The sequence below is a fragment of the Falsiroseomonas oryziterrae genome (assembly GCF_021864505.1).
GTDB lineage: Bacteria > Pseudomonadota > Alphaproteobacteria > Acetobacterales > Acetobacteraceae > Falsiroseomonas > Falsiroseomonas oryziterrae.
Genome location: NZ_JAKJIB010000527.1, coordinates 1 through 1,718 on the forward strand (window position 1 = coordinate 1; position 1,718 = coordinate 1,718).

The following is a 1,718-nucleotide window of genomic DNA, read 5'->3' on the forward strand; positions in this document are numbered from 1 at the left end:
CGCGATGCCGCAGCGCGTCGCGCAACCGCAGCAGCGCCTTCGCCGCCATGGGGCGCCGCGACGCGGGGGACGGGTCGGCCTGCATGCCCAAGGGGATCAGCCTACGGCAGGGCGCGCGACCACGAGGCCGGTGCGGAGCGGTTGGGTCATCGCGGCATCCTCGCCGCACATCCCGCGTCGTGCGACGGCCATCGGCGGCACATCTGCCTGCTGCACACGGTTGTGACGCGCGGATTGCGCGGGGCCGACGGAGGCACTGTCAGATGGATGTTCCTCCGCCGGCCGTGACTTCGTCGTGTCGTAGCGTCGTGCGAGCCTTGTCCGCATGGCGGCACCGGCATGGCGCCGCCTGGGGAGCCGCCGTGGCACGACGCATCCGCCGCCTGCGCCTGTCGGAGCTGTCGATCCTTGCGGCGATGGTGCTGGCGGTCGGTGCATGGTGTGCCGCGCCGGCCTCGGCGCAGGGCGTCGAGCGGCGCCGCGAGATCCGCGTCGAGGTGGCGTTCGGGCAGCCGATGCAGGCGCACTCGATGGTCGGCTTCCTGCACGGCTTGTCGCGCGAGGCGCCGCCGCGGGAGCTGATCCGGCCGCTGCGCCCACGCCTGTGGCGCCTCGCCGATGCCGCGCTGGCCGCGGAGGCGCGCGAGATGGGTGCGCTTGTCGTGCTCGGCGGACTCGTCAACGGGCTGCCGGGCTACTGGGGCTACGGGCCGCGCGGCCAGGGCAACCCGATGGAGGATCTGCCGGGCTTCACCGCGCGGATCCGCGAGCATGTCGGGCGGCACCGCCATCTCGACGTCGCCTGGGGGGTCTGGAACGAACCCGATGTCCGCGGGAGCTGGGGCTATCCGCGCGAGGACTTCTTCCGCACCTACCTCGAGGCCTACCGGACGATCCGGCGCGTCGTCGGTCCCGATCGCTGGATCGGCGGGCCGGAGATCGGGCATTTCGACCTCGACTACCTGCGGCAGTTCCTCGACTTCTGCCTCGCCCAGGGTTGCGAGGTGAACTACCTCTCCTGGCACGAGAACGACCCGGTCGGGCAGTTGCCGGGCCTTCCCGCGCGCGTTGCGCAGCTGCGCGCGCTGACGCGCGAGCCCCGCTACGCGCCGTTGCGGATCCGCGAGCTGATCGTGGGCGAGGTGCTCGGCCCGCGCGACCAGCTTCGCCCGGGCGCGCTGCTCGGCGCCTTCCATTACCTCGAGGCGTCCGGCGTGGACCGGGCGGCGAAGTCCTGCTGGCGCGAGGCGGAGCGACCATCCAACAACTGCTTCAACGCCTCGCTCGACGGTCTGCTCGACCGCGTGGAGCGTCGCCCGCGACCGATCTGGTGGGCGGCACAGGCCTATGCGCAGGGCATCGGCCAGCGCGTCCAGGCGACGAGCAGCTCGCCCGCTACCGTCGCCTTCGCCAGCCGACGCAGCGGCGAGGGCGGTCCGCCGCAGATCCTGCTGGGATCCTTCGAGGCGCAGGACGGCGCGGCGGTCCGCATCGTCGCGAATGGGCTCGAGGGCATCCTGCGCGCGACGGCGGTGGAGGTCGCGGTGACCCTGCTGCCGGACGATACGGCCCCGGTGGAGCGCGCGGCGCTCGTCGTCCGGCGGCACCGCGTTCCGCTGCGCGAGCTCGACGCGGCGGGGATCGTGGTGGAGGTGCCGCGCGGCGGCGCGGCGGTGCTGGAGCTGCGGCCGGCTGCGGGCGAGGCACTGCGCGCGCCG

The 1,718-nt window shown here is 73.7% G+C and carries 1 protein-coding gene; it reads left to right on the top strand.

What is annotated here, in order from left to right; all coding sequences use genetic code 11:
* Positions 1 to 362: 362 nt before the first annotated feature.
* Positions 363 to 1,718: GH39 family glycosyl hydrolase (locus L2I40_RS22780; protein ID WP_237217647.1), on the top strand; the 1,356-nt coding region annotated here is incomplete at its 3' end.